The sequence below is a fragment of the Acinetobacter sp. MYb191 genome, assembly GCF_037572605.1.
In the GTDB taxonomy this organism is placed as follows: domain Bacteria; phylum Pseudomonadota; class Gammaproteobacteria; order Pseudomonadales; family Moraxellaceae; genus Acinetobacter; species Acinetobacter johnsonii.
In genome coordinates this window covers 114980-134451 of sequence record NZ_JBBGZP010000021.1, presented here as the reverse complement: position 1 = coordinate 134451, position 19472 = coordinate 114980, and the positions used below count along the sequence as shown (strand labels likewise).

Genomic DNA, 19472 nt, shown 5'->3' with positions numbered 1-19472 from the left:
GTATGAGTAAAACCCATAAAATGGTACGTTTAATGCAAATCACTTCGGTGCTGTTTGCATTTTTCGGCTGTTTAATGATTTTTATTTATACGCCTTTTTATTCAAAGCTGATTGTGGCGACACTGAATGCCTTTGTCCCTGTAGACGTCAATGAAGTTGCAGCACAAAGTCAAAAAATGGCAGCACTTAGTGAGCAAGAAAGCTTAGAACCGGGTTCTGATTTGTGGATTGCCCGCCAAGCGTACTTACGGTTGATGGAAGAGCAAATTAAAGAACATAATTCGCAAAACCTAACCACGATTCAGGCACGCTATAAAGCACTGCAACAGTTAATTATTTCTGAACAGCGTGAAGAGCAAGAAAAAGAGCAAAAGCCTCAAATTCCTTTGGTGGTTGAGACGGCAAGTTCTGAGGTTGACCCGACTGAAAATGTCAAAGAACTGCTAGAGCTGAATAGCAAAGAAAATAAAGCCTTGATGGAACATTATCTCGACTTTTTAAAAACACATAAAGTTGAGACTGTAGAGGAAGAGCCGATAGATGAACAAATCTATCAGGACATCGCACAAATACATGCACAAAATGAAGAGAGAAAAGCGGCATTAAACATGCCGAATGCCATAGTTGTTTTGGGTGGTGGATTAACTCTAGACAAAAATCGTAAAGATATTGTGGTGAATGAATATACGCGATTACGTCTTGAAACCACTTTACAAGTCGAACAACAGTTTAAGCTCCCCATTGTGCTTAGCGGTGTCGAAGCCCCGTATATGCAAAAATGGTTAAAGGCGCGTGGAGTCGATGCGAAACTATTGGAAGATCGTAGTATGAACACCTGCGAAAACTCGCGCTTTAGCTCTTTGCTGTTGCAGAAAAAAGGTGGCGCACCTAGAGTGATTTTAATTACAGATCAATATCATATGCCACGTACACGTCGTTTATTTGCTTTAAATGGTATCGAAACACAGCCGATAGAGGCACCTATGCCGACCCAATTAACCCAATGGCGTCCAAGTGAACAAAATTATGATCATAGTCGCCGTGCCAATTATGAAATGCTCGCAACGATACGCGATGTACTGTTGGGTTCGAGTGACTGTAGGGAGATTCCATAATGCCTGAACTTCCTTTTTTAAATCCTTCAGTACTCAAACAGCTTGAACTTCCTGTGCCGAGTCGTGAGACGACACCACAGCTATTAATGCCTTTGAATCTAAACCAGCCGTATGAGGCATCGGTAGAGATGGTGTCTTATCGTCGTTTATACGGTTTAGACGCATTGGACTGTGATCACTGGCAAGGTTATGTTCAAATGCCTTTGTTTAAGCTGCATGTCCAAGTTTTTGCACCTAAAATCGAAAAAATTAAAGGTTCAGTCTGCCTGTTGCATGGTTATTTAGAGCATAGCGGAATTTATCAACCCATTATTAAAGAGTTGCTTGACCAAGGCTTTAGTGTACTGACCTATGATCTTCCGGGGCATGGACTCAGTGATGGATCACCTGCGAATATTCAAAATTTTGATCACTATCAAGATGTGTTACATGCTGTGGTGCGCTATGTCAAACATGCAGAACAGCTACCGCAACCGTGGCTAGGCATAGGGCAGAGCACGGGTGGTGCAATTTTGATGCATCATTTGCTTGAGTTTGCCGAACGCCGTGAAAACCCTTATGTGCAACGTGTTTTGTTGTTGTCGCCACTCATTCGACCTGCAAAATCCGCTTGGTGGCATAACTCGGTTGGATTAGGCATTATTCGACGGATTAAACGTCAAGTGCCGCGTCATTTTAGGCGGAATAACCATAACCCTGAGTTCTTACGCTTTGTTCGTTTAAAAGATCCGCTACAACCTCGCATGATGGGTATGGATTGGATTTTGGCTATGTCCAAATGGATGTTGGAAATGGAGCAGCGCCCAGCCTGCCGCATTCCTGTCTGGTTAGCCCAAGGTGCGCTGGATCAGACGGTAGACTGGCGTTATAACATTGAGTTTATTCGTGAAAAATTCCGCTTACAAACTTTATTGATGTTGGAGGAAGGTTCGCATCAATTGATCAATGAACGTTCGGATATTCGTGCGGCATTAACAGGTCTAATTCCAGCCTTTTTACATGCGCAGGGTTCATCGAGTGGTTATTACTAACATTCTGTGATTTCTGTTATCGAAAATAAAAAAGGAGGCTGATAGAGCCTCCTTTTTTATTTAGAAATGTTCTAATTTGGACATATTCCACATACGGAAATAGAAGTTGTCTTCATCTTTATTTTCACAAGACAGCAGTTCACCATCTTTTAACCAAAAATGCAGCTGCGCATAGTTTCGAATTTCTCTGTCATTAATGCGCTGTGCTAAATGGCGTGCTTTAATTTCTGCTGGATGTTTTAAGCCCGCTGAAGCAATCATTTCTGAAAGTGCCTTTAATGTGTTGTCATGAAAATGCAAAACGCGTTCGGCTTTTGTGGGCACATGTATTGCTTTTTGACGCTCTTTGTCTTGTGTCGCAACACCAACAGGGCATTGGTTGGTATGACAACTTTGCGCTTGAATGCAGCCCACCGCAAACATAAACCCTCGTGCAGAGTTCACCCAATCTGCACCAATTGCCATGGTACTGGCAATATCAAAGGCACTAACCAATTTGCCACTGGCACCAATTTTGATTTGATCGCGTAAACCTGCACCGACCAGTGTGTTGTGTACAAAAAGCAAGCCTTCACGTAGTGGTACGCCCATATTGTCTATCAGCTCGATAGGCGCTGCACCAGTCCCGCCTTCGGAGCCATCTACCACAATAAAATCAGGAATAATTTGGGTATGCAGCATGGCTTTGACAATACTCATAAACTGCCAAGGCTGACCAATACACAGCTTAAATCCGACTGGTTTGCCTTCAGATAATTCACGCAGTTTTTGAATAAAATGCATCATCTGAATTGGCGTTTTGAAGGCAGAGTGACTTGAGGGGGAAACACAGTCATGATCGCGGCTGACGCCCCGTATTTCCGCAATCTCTTCAGAAATTTTATCTTTCGGTAGAATCCCGCCATGACCGGGTTTTGCTCCCTGAGAGAGCTTGATTTCGATCATTTTGACTTGTGGTCGTTTGGCTTGAACGGCAAATTTTTCAGGGTCAAATTGACCATCTAGAGTACGGCAGCCAAAATAACCACTGCCTAACTCCCAAACAATATCGCCTCCATGCTCAAGATGGTACGGACTTAAACTGCCTTCACCAGTATCATGGTAAAAACCACCCATTTGCGCTCCTTTGTTTAGAGCGCGAATAGCATTGGCACTCAGGCTGCCAAAACTCATGGCTGAAATATTGAAAATAGAAGCACTATAAGGTTGTGAACATTGCGAATTGCCCACCAGAATACGGAAGGTTTTAGGGTCAGCAGGTGTGCATGGGCTCAGTGAATGAGTCATGAAGCGGTAGTTGTCTGCATAGACATCGATAATGGAGCCGAATGGTTTATCTGCATTTTGGTTTTTTGCACGTTGATAGACCAAACTGCGTTGCATACGCGAAAAAGGCAGTGCGTCTTGATCGGCCTCAATAAAATACTGGCTAATTTCAGGGCGAAAATCTTCAAAAATAAAACGAAAGTGCCCCATGATCGGGTAGTTCTTTAAGATCGAATGTTTATTTTGTAAAACATCATGCAAGCCAACAAGACTCAGTAAACCTGTGATTAGCCAAATACTGTTCAGTAAAGTATCCGAAATAAAATAATTAATATAGATAGGGGTATGGCTATAATGAAAAAAAGTAATGCTCAAAAAAATAAAAATACACAATAGCCAAATGGAGTGCCGTGAAAAAAAAGTATTGAGTAATTTATGACGTATGGATTGAGCAGGGCTAGACATATGGCTGGGCATCCTTCCTGGTTGTTTAGACCTAATGTGCCAAGTCTCTATTTCATCTACAAGTAATAAATTGTTGTTAAGCCCGTTATTATTCGCAGGAGCAATCCAATATGAAAATTATGGATATATTTTATACAGATTGATATCTTTCAGAATTTAAAGTATATAAAATGAATATGAACAAGCGCTTATTGTTCAAAAGAAAAAATTATAAATTACTTACTTCTAGGGATAGGTTAAGCCAAGATTGCATCGGTATAGTGTGGTTGAAGAATGATAAGAAAAAGGGGAAGCTTCAGTGAAAAATAAGGAAACTGTTTTGCCTGCACCTGTTTTAATCGTGGAAGATGAAGCCATGATTCGCTCGCGCCTAGATCTGATCCTGTCGGAGCTGGGCTATAGTCAAGATATGTTGATTTTTGCTAAAAATTTAGCTGAAGCCATGCAAATCATTGCATCACAACCGATTTCTTTAGCCTTAGTTGATTTAGGGTTGCCCGATGGAAATGGTATAACCTTAATTGAAAAACTTAGAGAAATAGACGAAAGCGCCTTAATTTTGGTGATTTCGGCATGGAGTACACAGCAAAGTTTATTTGCCTCGATTAAAGCGGGAGCGAATGGCTATGTACTGAAAGAACGTGATGATGCCGAAGTGCTAATGTCGATACGGAGTATTTTACGCGGCGGAGCGCCGATTGATCCCTTTATTGCTCGCGAAATTTTAAATCAAATCTCAACCTCAAATACCCCCCAAACTGAGCGTGTAGAGCAGTTAGATGGTCAGGACTATGACCAACTGACCAATCGAGAAACTGAGATTCTCAACTTGGTGGCACAAGGCCTGAGTAACCGCGAAATTGCTGAGCAATTATTTGTTTCGCGCTATACTGTTGAAAGCCATATTAAGCATATTTACCGCAAGCTTTCTGTTTCAAAAAGAACCAAAGCAGTTAGCACTGCGCGTTCTTTAGGTATTTTATGAGAAATGGCTGGCTGAGCATTTTTGTCACACTGTGTTTGTGTGTGCTTAGTTTTGCCAGTTCCGCACAAACCAACTTTGTTGTTAGTCCAACCTGTAAAGTGAATGTCGATAAAATTTCTGCGGTCAAAACAAGCTCTATCGATATTGTTCCGAAGACCGGATGGATAGAGGTCAAAAACCCTGATATTTGGACAGAGCGCTGGCCACATTACGATGGTGGGGTTTGGTACCATTTTAATTGGCACTGGAGTTGTAAAGATAGTGATGAGTTAAAACAGCCTTTAGCATTTTCTGTCGAGGGAATGAGCAGTGCGGGTGCTGTTTTTTTTAATCGAAACCTGCTTTGGAAGGATAAGCATTTAGTTGAGCCCTTGTCTAAAAGTTGGAATACCCCGCGTTTTTGGATCCTTCCTGTCGAAAGCTTAAAACAAAAAAACAATGATATTTGGGTCTATGTGGTTGGTAATAGTTATGAAAGTCCAGGTTTGGGCAATCTATAATTTTCTGATATCACAACAGCATATGATAAGCAGCAAAAACGACTTTGGAATAAAAGGGCGCTGTTTCAAGTCAACTTAGTTATTTCCACCACCTTAGGTTTGGTGTGTTTTGTCATTTGGTTTTTTAGACGCAATGAAACGACATTTCTGTGGTTTTCTGTTAGCTGTTTGTTTTGGGTGTTGTTTATTTGGAATGTCATCAATCGAGAAGTATTTCCATATCCAAACTCTTTATGGGTCATGAAAACCAACCTGACTTATTTTGTTTTATACAATGTTTGCTTTTGCATTTACTTGCTGCGTTTTGTGAAAACAAAGTTTGCAGAGTTAGAGAAAACCTTATTTTTAGTTGCTGCGGTGTGTATTGTCACCATCTTGTTTATCCCAAGTTTGATGGTCAATATCGTATTTGCTGTAATTTTCCTGTTGTGTATTGCATTATTTATCGCATCATTCTGCTTTGTGATTTATCGGGCTTATAAGACCAAGCGCCGTGATTATATCTTGTTGGCCGTTTGTTTAAGTGTGATTCTTATCGTTATGCTTTACGATATTTCATTACTTCTTGATGGACATATTAATGACCATCAGCCTTTATCGCCGTATACCTCACCGGTGATCACTTTTTTTATTGTGATTATTCTCGCAACACGTTTAGATAAAAATATTAAAAAGATACAAAGATTTAATAGCGAGCTTGAGCAGCGTGTAAGCTTTGTGACCAGTAATCTGTCCTCTAGTTTATATGCTCGGCACCAATTAGAGCTTGAAAATGTTCGTCTACAAGAACGTATTCATTTAGCGCATGATTTGCACGATGGTTTGGGTGCATCCTTGGTTCGTTCCATGATTTTGGTGGATCAGAGCTCCAGCACCATGTCGAATCAACAATTTTTATCCATCCTCAAATTGCTTCGAGATGATTTAAGACAAATTATTGATAGTGGTTCTTTAACAAATAACAAAACGCCAGATAATCCAGTGTTATGGATTGCTCCTGTTCGGCATCGGTTTAGTCAGATCATGGATGAGTTGGACATTGAGGCGACTTGGAGCATTCCAGAGGCATGGGAAATACAACCGACAGCACTACAATGTTTGACTTTAATTCGTGTGATTGAAGAAAGTTTGACCAATATTATGAAGCACAGCCAAGCACGGCATATTGATGTAAAAATGTATTATCCAAGTACAACTCACTTGGTCATGATTATTCAGGATGATGGCGTAGGTTTTAATGTGGAGTGTGTGCTTAACCACGGGATGGGCATTGGTATGCGCAGTATGAAAATGCGTTTAGAAAAAATTGGTGCTGAGCTCAATATCGAATCTGAAAAAGGCTGTACCAAAATTATTGCCAGTTTAAGGTTTGGTGAGGGAGAAAGTGCTGAGTAGATGAGATTCCTCAGCACTTGGTTTGCTTATGCTTCGTCAGGTGGGAGTAGCATTAAGACGGATTCGTTCATCAGCATTGCAATGTCTTCTAGAATATCGGCATCATATAAGCTTTCATCAAGTAACAGTGCTTCACCATCTGCTAAGTTCTTAAGTAATGGTGAAAATTGCTCTGAAATGCATAGCTCTTCACCATTGGCCCAAAATAAGAATTCATCTTCATCGTGAGTATAAAGTAGGCGAGAAGCGGGTTCTAAGATCAGCTGATAGCCTTGGTCTAAAATACCTTCTAGATCTCCTGTGCCAATTTCTTCAGCTTCAGGAATATTTTCAGGGTACTTTGGCTCTGACATCAAGGTCATAATGGCATCTTCAAGCAAAGTTGAATTTTGTAGTTGCGCCAAAATTTCTGCTTTTAAATAATCCAATTCGTTTTGTGTTAATTGGCCGATCGGGCTTTGTTGGTCACGAACAATATCGAGCAAAGGATTACGCAATAGCGCGTTATCAGACAGTTTGTCGCCTACACGGTCTACCATGTCGGTGACGTTTGGCATACGGAAGCCAAAAGAGAAAGTCAGGCAGTCATCTTCGGCTACACCAAAATGTGATAAACCTGGTGGTACATAAAGTAGATCACCCGGTGCTAATACTTCGTCAAAATGTACGTCAATTTCAGGTAGTAATTTTAAAGGTTGGCCTGCAACAATCTCAGATTCAGCATCGCACATTTGACCCAATTGCCAACGACGGTGTCCATAACCTTGAACTAAAAAGACATCGTAAAAGTCAAAATGCTTTCCGACAGAGCCACCCTTAGGCGCATAAGACACCATGATGTCATCACGGCGCCACTGCGGAATAAAAGGAAATTTTTTCCACAGTGCTGCTAAGTCAAAAGAGTAGTGATCTACGGCTTGAACCAATAAAGTCCAGAGTTTTGGCATCTTTTGGAAGTCAGCTTTTAACAGCGGTGAAGACTTGACCGACCATTGATTTGGGTCACGGTCTTTTTGTTTGATGAGACGAGCTGTGACATTTTCATCTAAAGCCAGTTCCATAATATCGCTAGGTTCTAAAATATTGATAATTTCAGGCAGCGCATTGCGGACCAATAATGGCTTTTTTTGCCAATATTCGGCAAGGAATTGTTCAGCTGTAATACTGCCAAGAACATCAAGAGATTGGGACATGAAAATAGCCTAAGCAAATTTAAAACAATATTGTGACTATTGTCTTATGATCGAAGGCCTATGCGCAAGTATCGTTAGATTTATTTAAATGCGCTTGGTTGATTTAAATAAATTGAGTTTGTCTGAGTCGTTATGATTGCAGGCATCAAAATTTTTACAGCATAATAGGTCTAAAATATAGTGAAGAAAAATAATGTTAAGTAAGGAAGATGCCGAGAAAATGGCAAATGAGATATTGCAAAAAGAAAGAGAGAAAAGTCAGTCCAAATTAGCGAAAAAATCATCCTCAATCGATAGGATATACAAAACAAAAGATTTGGCTAAGGTGCCGCAATATCAGCATATCTTACTTTTTAGACAAGCCAAAAGTCTCGCTGAAGATCATCCGCTATATAATAAAATGTGGTATGGCTATTTGGTATTGGCATTGTTATTTGTCAAATATCTCTTTAGACAGAGGGAAAGTGTGAGTAGCTTTGACCCTAATAATATTGGTCTATTTTCATTTCTTATTCTTTTTATGGTCATTACGCTATACCGTAGTTTATTAATTCGAATGTACTTTACACGACTCATTCAAGCTTATCTCTCAGCAAATTCGTTTAAAAAGCTTTGAGCGATTGGTCATATATTATATTAATGCTGTTGTTACATTTAATGCTCAAAATTGAACAGCAACATCTGCTGCTGTTCAATTTATTGAGGAACCAACTAAAAATACTTATAATAATTATGGCACAAGCACTTTTAATTCACGCAGAATATGACACAACTGAATCATAGGCATACCCATCAACGTGGTTTGATCTTGTCCTATCATTTGTTCAAATAAGCTGATACCAAGACTTTCACACTTGAAGCTTCCAGCACACATCAGTGGTTGTTCAACTTCAACATAACGCTGAATTTCAGGCAGTCCCAGTTTACGGAATTTGACTTTATAGTGTTCAACTAGACTACGTTCAAAGCCAGTTGAGTGTTGCTGCACGCTGAGTGCGGTACTGAAGTACACAATTTTGTCCGAATTGGCCTGTAGCTGTTTAATGGCTTTTTCAGTACTCAATGGCTTACCAATAAAAATATCGGGTGCACCTTCACGCCATGCCACTTGATCTGAACCAATTACGATTGCTTCAGGGTTCTGTGACGCAATGACATGCGCTTTTTCAAAAGCCAGTCGTTTGGCTAAATCATCGGCATGGCTTTCACCGCGAGGCGATTCGTCTATATCAGGCACAACGCAGCGGTACTCTAGACGTAAACGATTCATGAGGTCTTTACGAGTTTGACTGCTTGATGCCAAGATGATTTCTGAAGTATTCATTCGACTGCATATTCCATAAGCACATTCAGCGGTACATAGGAGAGTACAGCTTGATGGCAAGCTTGAACTTTAACAGGAGGCGCAAAACCGGCCTGATATGCTTCTACCCAACGGGTCACACAGATACACCAAAAATCGCCAGGTTGTAGACCTGGAAAGTCAACTTCAGGTACGGGGGTAATGAGATCATTACCCACTCGCTGAGAAAAATTTAAAAACTCAGAGGTCATTTCGACACAGATCGTGTGTTGTCCCAAATCAGAAGGTGCTGTATGACAAAAACCATTACGGAAATATCCCGTGATCGGGGAATAACAACAGCTGGCTAAAGGTTCACCCAAAACGTTTAAACGGTTTAGATTTGGATCAGGATGAATAGACATAAATGCTAAATCTAGTGAGACTTTTTACTATGATAGCAAAACTTTGCCTTTCGTTTGCTTTTCTGCAAAAGAAGCTAACCTTTTTCTGCATAATCATTTAAAATCGACGCGATTTTTATATATAGAAAGAGAGCTCTACATGAATTTTCAGCGTATGACTGACCTCGATTTAACGGGTAAACGTGTTCTTATTCGCGAAGATTTAAACGTTCCTGTTAAAAATGGTGTGATTACAAGCGATGCACGTTTACGTGCCGCTTTACCAACAATTAAAGCAGCGTTAGCACAAGGCGCAGCCCTAATGGTTTATTCTCACCTTGGTCGTCCAGTTGAAGGTGAGCCAAAACCAGAACAATCATTAGCACCTGTTGCTGCGTATTTGACTGAAGCATTGGGTCAAGACGTTCAATTAGTGACGGATTACCTTGATGGTGTTGAAGTTGCCGCAGGTCAAGTGGTGCTCCTTGAAAACTGCCGTTTTAACGCAGGTGAAAAGAAAAACAACCCAGAACTTGCAGCAAAATATGCAGCACTTTGCGATGTATTTGTGATGGATGCATTCGGTACAGCGCACCGTGCAGAAGCATCAACTGAAGGTGTGGCACGTTTAGCGAAAGTTGCGGCGGCTGGTCCTTTATTGGCAGCTGAGTTAGACGCACTTGGCCGTGCATTACAAACACCTGAAAAACCAATGGTTGCTATTGTTGCGGGTTCTAAAGTATCGACTAAGTTAGATGTGTTGACATCACTTTCTGATATTTGTGATCAATTGATCGTGGGTGGTGGTATTGCCAATACGTTCTTGGCCGCAGCAGGCTTCAATGTAGGTAAATCATTGTGTGAAAATGATTTGATCGATACGGCAAAGGCAATTGCGGCAAAAGTTTCTGTACCGCTTCCAACGGATGTTGTAGTAGCTGATGCTTCTGAAATCGATTTTGCAGACTTCTTGGGTTCATTGGCTGCTGCTAAAGCCGTCGTGAAAAAAGTTGAAGATGTGACTGACAATGACATGATTTTGGATGTAGGTCCAGAAACAGCAAAAGCATTTGCTGAAATCTTGAAAACGTCTAAAACCATTCTTTGGAATGGCCCAGTGGGCGTATTTGAAGTTGATCAATTCGGCGAAGGCACAAAAACTTTATCTTTAGCGATTGCTGAATCTGCTGGCTTCTCTATTGCAGGTGGTGGTGACACTTTAGCTGCTATTGATAAATACGAAGTTGCAGACAAAATTGGTTATATCTCAACCGGTGGTGGTGCTTTCCTTGAGTTTGTCGAAGGTAAAACACTTCCAGCAGTTGCAGCGCTGATAGAGCGTGCACAATAATTATTGTGTGCTCATAACTGTTGTAAAAAGGTTGACTTCGGTCAACCTTTTTTTATGAGCTTAACAAATCTATTCATCATTCAGTCATGAAAATGAAATAATGCTGAAATAAACTACAGGGCATTAAATCATCTGTTCTAGGAAAACATTATGAATTTAAAAATGACCCTTGCTGCACTTTTGTTAGCACCATTGGCACTGACTGCTTGTAAGAAAAATGAAGCACCAGAGCAAACTGCTGCGGCATCTGAAACAGCAGCAGTTGAAGAAGCTGTAACGGCTGAACAACAAGCGGCAATTGATGCGATTGATCAACCAGAGTTGGATGAAAAGAACAAAGACATTCCTGCTGAAGTTGCAAATGCACCAGCAGATGCTGCAACAGCGGATCCTGCGGTAGAGGCTTCTGCGGCTACAGCACACTAAATACACGCGAATTTCGTAAAAAGTCCCTGCAATTGCGGGGATTTTTTTTAAATAGTGTTATTTGTTGCTGAATTGAAACCTTTGAGCATGTAGAATATGTCGCATCAACTGGGAGGACATTATGGCTCTTATTTCATTGCGCCAGCTCTTGGATCACGCCGGCGAACATGCTTACGGCGTACCAGCATTCAACGTAAACAACTTAGAACAAATGCGCGCAATCATGCTTGCAGCAGATGCGACAAATTCACCTGTTATCGTACAAGCATCAGCGGGTGCGCGTAAATATGCAGGTGCTCCATTCTTACGTCATCTTATTTTGGCTGCAATTGAAGAATGGCCACATATTCCAGTGGTAATGCATCAAGACCATGGTACAGATCCAGACGTTTGCCAACGTTCAATTCAATTGGGCTTCTCATCAGTGATGATGGATGGTTCATTGGGTGCAGACGGTAAAACACCAACAACGTATGAATATAATGTTGATGTAACACGTCGTACAGTACAAATGGCGCATGCATGTGGTGTTTCAGTTGAAGGTGAAATCGGTTGTTTAGGTAGCCTTGAAACTGGTATGGCCGGTGAAGAAGATGGTGTAGGCGCTGAAGGTGTTCTTGATCATTCTCAACTTCTCACTTCAGTTGAAGAAGCACGTCAGTTCGTTGCAGATACCAATGTAGATGCACTTGCAATTGCAGTGGGTACTTCTCACGGTGCGTACAAATTTACGCGTCCACCTACAGGCGATATTTTGGCGATTGACCGTATTAAAGAAATTCATGCGGCGCTGCCAAATACCCACCTTGTGATGCACGGTTCAAGCTCTGTACCACAAGAATGGTTAGCGATCATTAACCAGTATGGCGGCGACATCAAAGAAACTTATGGTGTTCCTGTTGAGCAATTGGTTGAAGCAATTAAGCACGGTGTTCGTAAAATCAACATCGATACAGACTTGCGTTTAGCATCGACTGGTGCAATGCGTCGTATGATGGCTGAACAACCAAGTGAATTTGACCCTCGTAAATTCTTCGCGAAAACTGTAGACGCAATGAAACAAATTTGTGTGGACCGTTATGAAGCATTTGGTACAGCGGGCAATGCTGACAAGATTCGTCCAATTTCTTTAGAGAAAATGGTTGATCGTTATAAATAATTCTTTTTGAATAATTTATATTAGAAAAGCCCACCCTAATGTGGGCTTTTCTATGTGTGTTTATATTCGAGGCGACAATAATAAGAGTATGCTATGGAACTGATATTTGCTGCGGCCTGTTGTAGTGTGGTGGTCTCCATTCTTTTAAAATGGGGCAAAAACAAAGGGTTTGATCCGATCCAGATGATCAGCTGGAATTATGCTTCAGCCAGTTTACTGTGTTACTTCTGGTTTAAACCTGATCTAAGCCACGTTTCTATTTCAAATACCCCTTGGTGGCTGATTGTCGCGCTTGGTGTTTTGCTGCCGAGTGTATTTTTATTTTTAGCTAAATCTTTACAATATGCAGGCATTGTCAAAACAGAAATCGCACAGCGTTTGTCTGTGATTTTGTCCTTACTGGCGGCTTATTTTATTTTTCAAGAACAGTTTAATCAGCTCAAAATTGTCGGGGTAGTCTTGGGGCTTGCCGCGGTGATGTGCATTTTATTTATCAATGCCTCTGGTGGTGGTGAAGGGCAAAAACAGGCCGTGTGGTATCTAGCACTAGTCTGGTTTGGTTATGCGCTGATTGATGTCTTACTCAAATATACAACAGGGCTGGGTGTGCAGTTTTCTGTTGCGTTAAACCTGATGTTTATTTGCGCGTTTTTATTGTCAGTCGGTTATGTTGCCGTGACTACGAAAAATATCGGCTTAACCAAGAACGTCGTGGCAGGTCTATGTCTTGGGGTGTTGAACTTTGCCAATATCGCACTTTATGTCAAAGCTCATCTGCTACTCAAGGATAGCCCAGCGGTGGTTTTTGCGGGCATGAATATTATGGTGGTGCTGTTAGGCGTATTCAGCGGACTACTTTTCTTTAAAGAGAAGCTCAAACTCGCAACAGCAATCGGATTGGTGTTGGGTATTACAAGCGTGGCTTGTTTAGCTTATGCAATGTCTGTTTAAAATAGTTCTGCACAAAGGAAAAAGGGTGTTTGAACAGATCTTCAATCACTGCAATTCCCAATAACAGCCCTGGTTGCTCACAACTGGGGCAATTGGGATAGTGAGCGCGCATGATATGTTGATATTGACCTAAATAGATTTTATTACAGTGTCCACATTCAAACTTCATCGGCATATTGGGCTTAACAGACATCAGCAACCTCACTATTTTTGTTTTGACATTGAACATGATGAAGCAATTTTCAGGCCCAAAATATAAAAGGGACTGAAGTCCCTTTTATATACAAATAGCATTACAGCTGCGTGAAAATATCTTCTTTGCTTAAGCGAGACTTTGGCAATTTTGCATTGAAGTCGGCATCACTCCGATAGCCTAGTGTGAGCAATACAGAAGGGACTAGACCTTGTTCGGTTAAACCTAGCTCTTCACTAATAATGGATTCATCAAAACCACCAATCGGTGTAGCATCAATTTTTTCAATACCTGCAGCCAATAGAATTTGACCTAAAGCAATAAAGGTTTGGTTTTCAGCCCAACGCTGTACATCACCTTTTTCATTGCGGTAATAGTTGACATAACCTGAACGACTGTCTTTTTGGCCTTGTTTAGCTGCCTCATCTTTAAAACGACCATGTAGGTCATCTTGATGCAATAAATTTTCCAAATGTTGCTCAGAAATATCGGCTTTGGTACAAAATAAAATTGTATGTGATGAATCTAGTACTTTGGGAGCATTGTATGCGTATTTACCCACCAGTGCTTTTGCAATTCGTTCTTTGGCGTTTGTGTTTTCTGCAATGAAAAAATGCCAAGGTTGGATGTTGATAGACGATGGCGTTAAGCGGAGAATTTCTAATAATCGAGTAAACTGTTCATGAGGGATCTTTCTACTTGGGTCATAAGCTTTGGTGGTATAACGACTTTTTGAAATATTTAGCAGATCCATAATCGCACTCAATTTATTGTTGATGTCTCATTCTAACCGATGAAAGGAGACTTGTGATCACGCTACAACTCGAACAGACTTAGATTTTAGTTGAATATGTGTGCTGGCTGAACACGCATTTAAGCGCCTGTGAATAAAGTATTTATATGAAAAGTTTTTTATTTCAAACAGATAAAATAATAAAAAAGTCATTCTATTAAAAAATGGGCTACTTTTGCTTAAATCTTGACAACCTAGTATAATGAAGACTACGAGTAGGTATTGTTCCTACTTTTCTATGATATAGCTGATTGTGATCTATCTGAGTTCAGGCATATGACTTGAATATCATCATTGTAACTACAGAATTATTATTCAAAACCCGTTTTATTAATCTCTTTGTTCCATCACAAAAAGCTCACTTAGTGAGTTAAAATTTTGACAACTTTAAATACATGGCGTGTTGCTACAGCCGTAAATGGTAGTGAAATCAATGTAAAATTGGTGCCACTTAAACGTCAACAGAATACAAATCACGGTTTAATCTGGGTTGAAGTGGGGCATATGATTCAACTTGAATCTGGCGAAACTCTTCCAATGAACTTAGATGGTTTGAGCTTTTATACCGGTGTTAATCAATTGTACCGTCTAAATGAGTTGAATTAAGGCGGTAAGTACTTGAGTTAGCATTATGTATAATATTGATTGGTATCGTAAAAAAATGGCATTAATACTGCCATTTTTTTAATACCAAATTTTGTAGATGATCATTCGCATTGATTTCTAAAATCTGAGCGGAATCTTCTTTCCAGTCACCGAGTACAATTCTCTTTTTCCCATTAATATCATGAATATTGGCACGATGCGTGTGTCCGTGAATCAGTAAATCGACATGTTTTAGTGCTGCTTGAACAGCATCTTGATTCACATCCATGACTTCATAGCTTTTAAACTGTTGCGCTTGACGGCTTTTTTTACGGAATCCATTGGCCAGTTTTTGTCTAAAGCCAAGCGGCGTACTTTTTAAAAACTTCAGTAGAAGTGGATTTCGAATAATTTTGCGAAAACGCTGATAGGATACATCATCCGTGCAGAGTAGATCTCCGTGTTCAATACGAATGATATGATCTGAAAGTTCGAGCGTGCATACTTCGGCTAACAGTTGACCATTAAATTGGTCGAGGAACTGTTGTCCTAGGGCAAAATCACGGTTACCTGTTAAGAAATAGATGTGATTGCCTGCATTTGAAAATTGTTTTAAGGCGCGAATGATTTCATCTAGCCAAGGGGCTGTGTAGTCGTCGCCAACCCATGCATTGAACCAGTCGCCTAAAATATACAGCTGAGTATTCTTGTTTTTATAAGCATCTAATAAATATAAAAACCCCCGAACGAGTCGAGGGTGATCGGGTGACAAGTGTAAATCAGCGATAAACAAATAGGTCACGGAAGTTTCCTTTTAGAAATCCCTCCCGGCCTCCCTTTAAAAAGGGAGGGTAATCTCATATTCGAATGAGAGTCTAGCTCCCTCCTTTGTAAAAGGAGGGCTGGGGAGGATTTAAAAATTACTCAGAAATGATCTTAGCAGATTCAATCACAACGTTTTCTAGTGGAACGTCAGCGTGGTAGCCACGGTTACCAGTACGAACACCTTTAATTTCGTTTACTACGTCTAGGCCTTCAGTTACTTTACCGAAAACTGCATAACCCCAACCTTGTGCATTTTTGCCAGAGTGGTTAAGGAAAGAGTTATTACCCACGTTAATAAAGAACTGAGCAGATGCAGAGTGAGGTGCTTGTGTACGCGCCATTGCAATTGTACCAAGGTCATTGGTTAAGCCGTTATCAGCTTCGTTTTCAATTGCATCACGTGTTGCTTTTTCTTTGAAGTTTTCATCCATACCACCACCTTGGATCATGAAACCATCGATCACGCGGTGGAAAATTACGCCGTCATAGAAACCGTCACGTACGTATTCTAAGAAGTTAGCAACAGTGATTGGTGCTTTTTCGTTGTTAAGTTCAAGAACAATACGACCTTTATTGGTGTTTAATTCGACTTGAGGAAAACTCATTGTGTAATCTCCTAATCATGGACATCAAAGCCATGGGTTTTTTGGTTGTGAGAAGCATAAGCAAACTGTAAACTACAAGGCAAGTAAAAACGTTATTTTCTTTGTAAAATAGATCAAATATCGTTTAAGGGGCTGTAAAATATTCATAAATCGACTGATAGATCAGTTAGAATTATGCTCGTATAGCAGGACCCTATTTTTCCTTAATTTTTTTCATCAAAGTGATTTTTAAACTATGAAGCCGAATGATGTTGTTTCAACACTGCCAAATAACCCGACACCAAGTAACAATGCCTCTGTCGCAGCGCAGCAAGAACAACAGCCAGGCTTAGACTTTGTTCGCCAAGTGATTACCGATGATTTGGCTGAAGGTCGTACGCAAAAAGTAGTCACGCGTTTCCCGCCAGAGCCGAATGGTTATTTACATATTGGCCACGTGAAAGCGATTTGCTTAAACTTTGGTATTGCCAACGAGTTTGATGGTTTTTGTAACCTACGTTTTGATGACACTAACCCAGATGCAGAAGAACAAGAATATGTAGATGGGATCGCCAACGACGTTAAATGGTTAGGATTTGAGTGGAATGGCGAACCGCGCTATGCATCAAGCTATTTCGATCAACTCCATGCATGGGCGATTCAACTGATTAAACAGGGTGATGCTTATGTTGATTTGCAGTCACCTGAAGAAATTCGTTTGAACCGTGGTAACTTTATTGAGCCAGGTAAAAACTCGCCTTACCGCGATACTTCAGTTGAAGAAAACCTTGCACGTTTTGAAAAAATGAACAATGGCGAGTTTGCAGAAGGTGAAGCTGTTCTGCGTGCCAAGATTGATATGGCATCTCCAAATGTGCATATGCGTGATCCTATTTTGTATCGTGTACTCCATTCAGAGCATCACCAAACAGGTGATAAATGGAAAATGTACCCAATGTACGACTATGCGCATCCATTATCAGATGCAATTGAAGGCATTACTCATTCATTATGTACTTTGGAATTCCAAGACCACCGTCCGTTTTATGACTGGGTGGTTGAGAAAGTTCACTCGGAAGCAGTGCCGCGTCAGTATGAGTCTAGCCGTTTAAATATTGACTACACCATTACCTCTAAGCGTAAATTACGTAAATTGGTTGAAGGTGGTTATGTCAATGGATGGGATGACCCACGTATGCCAACAGTTGTAGGTATGCGTCGTCGTGGTTTTACCCCAGAAGGTCTACGTGACTTCTGTAAGCGTGTTGGTGTGTCGAAGTCAGATGGTATTGTTGATGTTGCAATGCTTGAATACTGCATTCGTCAGTCTTTAGAAAATATTGCGGCGCGTGGTATGGCGGTGTTGAACCCACTTAAAGTGACGCTCACAAACTTGCCTAACGATATGGATTTAACCCATTCACGTCATCCAAATGTAGACATGGGTGAGCGTGTGATTCCGTTAACATCTGAAATTTACATTGACCGTAAAGACTTTGAAGAAGAACCACCAAAAGGCTTCAAGCGTTTAATTCCGGGTGGTGAAGTACGTTTGCGTCATGCTTATGTTATTAAGTGTGATGAAGTGATTAAAGATGAAAACGGTGAAGTGGTTGAGTTAAAGTGTTCAATCGACCCTGAAACTTTGGGCAAAAATCCAGAAGGTCGTAAAGTTAAAGGGGTAATTCACTGGGTGTCTGCAAGCAAAGGCATTCCTGCTGAAGTGCGTATTTATGATCGCCTGTTTACAGAGTCAGACCCTGAAGTTGGTGATGACTTCTTAGCGAACTTGAACCCTGATTCATTGAAAATTGTACACGCGGTGATTGAGCCTGCATTGGCGCAAGCACAGCCTGAAGACCGTTTCCAATTTGAGCGTGAAGGTTATTTTGTTGCAGATCAATATGACCATACAGCAGAGAAACCTGTGTTTAACCGTATTTTAGACTTAAAAGACAGCTTTAAGCCTAAATAAGCGCTGTTTGCTTGATGTGGATATATTAAGGCTCAACTTCGGTTGAGCCTTTTCGTAGCGAAACCAATAGGAATACACTGTGATCGTTCGAGATAAAACCAATAGCTTTGCATTACTCTTTGCTTGGCGCGGCACTATTTTACCGAAAGTGTTTCCGGCACTGATGGTCGGTGTTTTAATTTCAACACTGTTGGTTTATCTAGCGACTCAACATTACGTGACAGCTCCTGCAGTGCCTGTCATTGGTTTTACTGTATTTGGTGTGATTCTTTCGATTTTCTTAAGCTTTCGAAATACAGCGTGTTATGACCGCTGGTGGGAAGGGCGTAAGCTATGGGGCGCAATGATTGCGAATGCACGGCATATGATTCGTGATAGTTATGTCTTAAATGATGCAGAGCGTACAGTTTTGATGTATCGCGTCATGTTATTTAGCCATTTGCTTCGAGATCGTTTACGGCAGCAAAGTCATACCTATGACCACTATCAAGCCAAAGTACAACTGACAGTAGAGCAGTGGGAAGTATTGGCTACGCATATTAATCCACCGCAATATCTATTAGAGCTTACGCAAAAAGATCTGGCAGCGTTGTATAAGCGTGGTGAGATTAGCGATATTATTTACAGTATGTTGACCAAGCATACGGTGGCAATGGGCGATATTCACGCTGGTTGTGACCGTATTTCATCTACACCTCTGCCATTTTCTTATTCGGTTTTGTTACACCGTGCCGTGTACTCTTTCTGTCTCATTTTACCTTTTAGTTTAAGTTACAGTCTTGGTTTTTGGTCGCCTGTGATCGTGGCCTTAATTGCCTATCTCTTATTGGGTTTAGATGCATTGAGTGCAGAATTAGAAGAACCCTTCGGGCTTCAGGAAAATGACTTGCCTTTAGATGCTATTGTACGGGGCATAGAGCGTGAAATGCTGAGTTCTTTAAATGAAACTTTGCCAGAACCAGTGTGCGCGCATAGAGCCAATTTAAGTTAAAGC

Annotated in this window: 19 protein-coding genes and 1 pseudogene; 12 read left to right on the top strand and 8 right to left on the bottom strand. The window is 40.8% G+C overall.

Translation table 11 applies throughout. The features are described 5' to 3' along the window. Positions 1-2: 2 nt before the first annotated feature. Together WH214_RS14290 and WH214_RS14285 are read left to right on the top strand one after the other, a co-directional pair. A complete protein-coding gene (locus WH214_RS14290; protein ID WP_339422693.1) occupies positions 3-1115 on the top strand; it encodes a YdcF family protein in 1113 nt (370 codons plus the stop codon). Then, complete coding sequence (locus WH214_RS14285) at positions 1115-2146, top strand: alpha/beta hydrolase (protein WP_078425053.1); 1032 nt, start codon at positions 1115-1117, stop codon at positions 2144-2146. The genes WH214_RS14290 and WH214_RS14285 overlap by 1 nt, the downstream gene beginning before the upstream one ends. A 60-nt stretch (positions 2147-2206) precedes the next feature. Here WH214_RS14285 and WH214_RS14280 read toward each other — a convergent pair whose 3' ends face one another. After that, the gene (locus WH214_RS14280) at positions 2207-3877 is read right to left on the bottom strand and encodes an FMN-binding glutamate synthase family protein (protein WP_339993641.1); all 1671 of its coding nucleotides are present in this window, start codon (positions 3875-3877) and stop codon (positions 2207-2209) included. A 298-nt stretch (positions 3878-4175) separates the two neighbouring features. Between WH214_RS14280 and WH214_RS14275 the strand changes: the two genes are divergently transcribed. Beyond that, positions 4176-4862: a LuxR C-terminal-related transcriptional regulator gene (locus tag WH214_RS14275; protein ID WP_004696942.1), complete on the top strand. Its 687-nt coding sequence runs from the start codon at positions 4176-4178 to the stop codon at positions 4860-4862. Next, a pseudogene (locus WH214_RS14270) lies at positions 4859-6757 on the top strand (sensor histidine kinase). The gene WH214_RS14275 and the pseudogene WH214_RS14270 overlap by 4 nt, the downstream one beginning before the upstream one ends. A 26-nt stretch (positions 6758-6783) precedes the next feature. Here the strand turns inward: WH214_RS14270 and WH214_RS14265 are convergent. Then, positions 6784-7950 (bottom strand): ribosomal protein uL16 3-hydroxylase, encoded by a 1167-nt coding sequence (locus WH214_RS14265; protein ID WP_339422696.1) that lies wholly within the window; start codon positions 7948-7950, stop codon positions 6784-6786. Positions 7951-8143: 193 nt separating this feature from the next. Between WH214_RS14265 and WH214_RS14260 the strand changes: the two genes are divergently transcribed. Beyond that, complete coding sequence (locus WH214_RS14260; protein ID WP_339993639.1) at positions 8144-8566, top strand: hypothetical protein; 423 nt, start codon at positions 8144-8146, stop codon at positions 8564-8566. 114 nt (positions 8567-8680) lie between these two features. Here the strand turns inward: WH214_RS14260 and WH214_RS14255 are convergent, their stop codons facing one another. Then, on the bottom strand, positions 8681-9274 hold the full coding sequence (locus WH214_RS14255) for a Maf family protein (protein WP_087013597.1): 594 nt from the start codon (positions 9272-9274) through the stop codon (positions 8681-8683). Then, the gene (locus tag WH214_RS14250; RefSeq protein WP_004984725.1) at positions 9271-9657 is read right to left on the bottom strand and encodes a DUF2237 family protein; all 387 of its coding nucleotides are present in this window, start codon (positions 9655-9657) and stop codon (positions 9271-9273) included. Before WH214_RS14250 ends, WH214_RS14255 begins: the two co-directional genes overlap by 4 nt. A 139-nt stretch (positions 9658-9796) precedes the next feature. Here WH214_RS14250 and WH214_RS14245 point away from each other — a divergent pair, with 139 nt between their 5' ends. From WH214_RS14245 to WH214_RS14230, 4 genes are all read left to right on the top strand, one after another. Then, on the top strand, positions 9797-10987 hold the full coding sequence (locus WH214_RS14245; protein WP_114837419.1) for a phosphoglycerate kinase: 1191 nt from the start codon (positions 9797-9799) through the stop codon (positions 10985-10987). A gap of 150 nt (positions 10988-11137) precedes the next feature. Next, the gene (locus WH214_RS14240; RefSeq protein WP_004696954.1) at positions 11138-11413 is read left to right on the top strand and encodes a hypothetical protein; all 276 of its coding nucleotides are present in this window, start codon (positions 11138-11140) and stop codon (positions 11411-11413) included. A gap of 121 nt (positions 11414-11534) precedes the next feature. Then, entirely contained in the window at positions 11535-12572 is a 1038-nt protein-coding gene (gene fba / locus WH214_RS14235) for a class II fructose-bisphosphate aldolase (protein ID WP_004984718.1), read from the top strand. A gap of 93 nt (positions 12573-12665) precedes the next feature. Beyond that, positions 12666-13523, top strand: coding sequence for a DMT family transporter (locus WH214_RS14230; RefSeq protein ID WP_339422697.1), 858 nt, complete (start codon positions 12666-12668; stop codon positions 13521-13523). Here WH214_RS14230 and WH214_RS14225 read toward each other — a convergent pair. After that, the gene (locus tag WH214_RS14225) at positions 13483-13716 is read right to left on the bottom strand and encodes a hypothetical protein (protein WP_339422698.1); all 234 of its coding nucleotides are present in this window, start codon (positions 13714-13716) and stop codon (positions 13483-13485) included. The two genes, WH214_RS14230 and WH214_RS14225, sit on opposite strands and share 41 nt — an antisense overlap. Positions 13717-13816: 100 nt before the next feature. Then, the gene (gene nfsB, locus WH214_RS14220; RefSeq protein WP_339422699.1) at positions 13817-14470 is read right to left on the bottom strand and encodes an oxygen-insensitive NAD(P)H nitroreductase; all 654 of its coding nucleotides are present in this window, start codon (positions 14468-14470) and stop codon (positions 13817-13819) included. 417 nt (positions 14471-14887) lie between these two features. On the opposite strand from nfsB, the gene WH214_RS14215 reads away from it, so the two are divergent. Continuing rightward, the gene (locus WH214_RS14215; RefSeq protein WP_004696967.1) at positions 14888-15115 is read left to right on the top strand and encodes a hypothetical protein; all 228 of its coding nucleotides are present in this window, start codon (positions 14888-14890) and stop codon (positions 15113-15115) included. A gap of 61 nt (positions 15116-15176) precedes the next feature. On the opposite strand, the gene WH214_RS14210 is transcribed toward WH214_RS14215, so the two are convergent. Further along, on the bottom strand, positions 15177-15896 hold the full coding sequence (locus WH214_RS14210; RefSeq protein ID WP_339993634.1) for a UDP-2,3-diacylglucosamine diphosphatase: 720 nt from the start codon (positions 15894-15896) through the stop codon (positions 15177-15179). Positions 15897-16014: 118 nt separating this feature from the next. Further along, positions 16015-16524, bottom strand: coding sequence for a peptidylprolyl isomerase (locus WH214_RS14205; RefSeq protein WP_004696971.1), 510 nt, complete (start codon positions 16522-16524; stop codon positions 16015-16017). A 235-nt stretch (positions 16525-16759) separates the two neighbouring features. Between WH214_RS14205 and WH214_RS14200 the strand changes: the two genes are divergently transcribed. Continuing rightward, on the top strand, positions 16760-18478 hold the full coding sequence (locus WH214_RS14200; RefSeq protein ID WP_339422701.1) for a glutamine--tRNA ligase/YqeY domain fusion protein: 1719 nt from the start codon (positions 16760-16762) through the stop codon (positions 18476-18478). Positions 18479-18557: 79 nt separating this feature from the next. Beyond that, positions 18558-19469 carry a bestrophin family protein gene (locus WH214_RS14195; protein WP_339993631.1) on the top strand — a complete coding sequence of 304 codons (912 nt, stop codon included), beginning with the start codon at positions 18558-18560 and terminating at the stop codon, positions 19467-19469. The last annotated feature ends 3 nt before the right edge of the window (positions 19470-19472 follow it).